The sequence below is a fragment of the Jeotgalibaca caeni genome (assembly GCF_028863945.1).
GTDB lineage: Bacteria > Bacillota > Bacilli > Lactobacillales > Aerococcaceae > Jeotgalibaca > Jeotgalibaca caeni.
Genome location: NZ_JARBEA010000112.1, coordinates 1 through 1913, shown reverse-complemented (window position 1 = coordinate 1913; position 1913 = coordinate 1). Strand labels below are relative to the sequence as shown.

Annotated in this window: 3 protein-coding genes; all 3 read right to left on the bottom strand. The window is 39.2% G+C overall.

From position 1 onward, the window contains the following. Positions 1 to 2: 2 nt before the first annotated feature. The 3 genes from PVE40_RS12625 to PVE40_RS12615 all read right to left on the bottom strand — a co-directional run bounded on the left by PVE40_RS12625 (position 3) and on the right by PVE40_RS12615 (position 1465). Positions 3 to 224, bottom strand: a complete 222-nt coding sequence (locus PVE40_RS12625) for an ATP-binding cassette domain-containing protein (protein ID WP_274732285.1) — start codon at positions 222 to 224, stop codon at positions 3 to 5. After that, complete coding sequence (locus PVE40_RS12620; protein WP_274732284.1) at positions 217 to 588, bottom strand: GntR family transcriptional regulator; 372 nt, start codon at positions 586 to 588, stop codon at positions 217 to 219. The genes PVE40_RS12625 and PVE40_RS12620 overlap by 8 nt, the downstream gene beginning before the upstream one ends. A 166-nt stretch (positions 589 to 754) precedes the next feature. After that, entirely contained in the window at positions 755 to 1465 is a 711-nt protein-coding gene (locus PVE40_RS12615) for a hydrolase (protein WP_274732283.1), read from the bottom strand. Between the last annotated feature and the right edge of the window lie 448 nt (positions 1466 to 1913).

Genomic DNA, 1913 nt, shown 5'->3' with positions numbered 1-1913 from the left:
AATCAGAGAAAAATTTCAGGCGCAAAGGTGTGTACTTTTTCTTTGCAATATTGTGTAGGAATGTCTTGCAAAACACAACGCATGATGCAATTCATGAGGGTTGTCTTCCCTGTACCATTGAGTCCTGTAATACAAGTAATTTCATTTGGTTTTATGGTGAACGTAACGCCTTTGAGAACGGCTTTACGTCCATAACTTTTATACAAATCACGTACTTCAATCATTACGGCCTTCCTCCTCATACTTGCGCTGAATTAGTTGTATAATTTCCTCTATCGACAAGCCCAAGCGTTTGGACAGAACAATAAAGTCTTGCAAGGAACCTTCAATTAACTCTACACGTAAATTCTTTATTTTGTTCAAGTCTTCTGTAACCTTACTTGGGGAATTTCCTTCTGTATAAATCAATCCTTGTTCCTCCATTTCTTTATACGCTCGTTGTGCCGTATTTGGATTAATCTTGAACTCAGTAGCCAACTCTCTTCTTGAGGGGACTTTGCTTCCTGAAGAATATTTTCCGCTAGCAATCTGCTCTTTGAAATATTGAACAATTTGTTCATACACGGGACTTCGGCGGTCAAACTCCATGGACATACCCACCTACCTTTCTGATTTTATGTGTATCAACCAAGTAATACACTAAGGGTAAAAAAACACGGCACGTTGCTACACTAGATGTATTATACGGTTCATACAGTCCAGTGTCAATAAAAAATCGAGACAGGAATCATTAACCTTCCCGCCTCGTTCTTTTTTATGCTTCGTAATCTTCTTTAACTTCTTGTCGATACTTATCCATTTTTTTCTTGAAGATATCTGCGACAGATGGCGGTGTCCAAGAAATTGCATTGGCACCCGCTTCAATCGTTTCGAGAATATCTGCATCTGTTTTTCCGCCCGTTGCAATAATAGGAATCGTTGGAAATTCCTTGCGAATGTTTCGTACCATTTCTACCGTTTTCGCTCCACCGCTTACATTCAAGATGTCTGCACCAGCATTTACACGTTCCTTTATATCAGTCAGGTCGGAAGCAATGGTCGCAATGACCGGTACATCCACCATTTCATCAATCATTCGAATGGTCTCAATCGGTGTAGGGGCATTCACTACTACTGCGATCGAACCGAGTGACTCGGCGAACATAGCAATGTTAGCGGACCGAACGCCATGTGTCAGCCCTCCACCTACTCCAGCAATAACCGGCATAGAAGCTACCGATGTGATTGCTTGGATGATTCCTGGATGAGGTGTAAAGGAATAAACGGCTAGGACGGCATCAGCATCTGTATTACAAATAATCGCGATATCTGTTGTAAAGATAAACGATTTTAATTTTCGGCCATTGATATTAATTCCGCTGCATTTTGTAATTACCTCAGGCACTTCAATGATATCACGACGTAAGTCCGAAATAACGCCTGGGATGTGTTTCTTTTCTCTTGCCAACGAGCTCACTCCTTCCATAAAACTTCTATCGTCATTATAAAATGAAAAAATTAATTTTACTATCATTACGATTGACGCAAAATAGTACAAAAACCGATTGATGCTCCTTTTTAAGTCCATATAAATCATGTTTTACCAATGGCTAGGATTTTAAGTACGAGGAATACCCTTTGATTAGAATGATTGAAAGCTTTTTATTTATTTTGCCCGAAATTTAACTCTTCATCTAAACAGATTCAAGACAGAAAAAGGTTCTCACACCCTGAGACGTGGGTTATGAGAACCTCCTTTTTATTTTAGATAACCTGAATTATTCATACTCCTAAAATTTTCTTGAAAAAATGTTTTTTCAACGATGAAGCATTCCAGTTTTCGGAATTGCCATTAGTTTTTCTAAATGCGCAAGCTGATTTGGCTTCACATTAGGAAAATTGGCGTATGAACCCTATTTTTGGGCGCACGAACC

Bases quoted from the DNA above. Each gene is read 5' to 3' on its own strand.
- PVE40_RS12625 (WP_274732285.1), bottom strand. From the start codon at position 224: ATGATTGAAGTACGTGATTTGTATAAAAGTTATGGACGTAAAGCCGTT.
- PVE40_RS12620 (WP_274732284.1), bottom strand. From the start codon at position 588: ATGGAGTTTGACCGCCGAAGTCCCGTGTATGAACAAATTGTTCAATAT.
- PVE40_RS12615 (WP_274732283.1), bottom strand. From the start codon at position 1,465: ATGGAAGGAGTGAGCTCGTTGGCAAGAGAAAAGAAACACATCCCAGGC.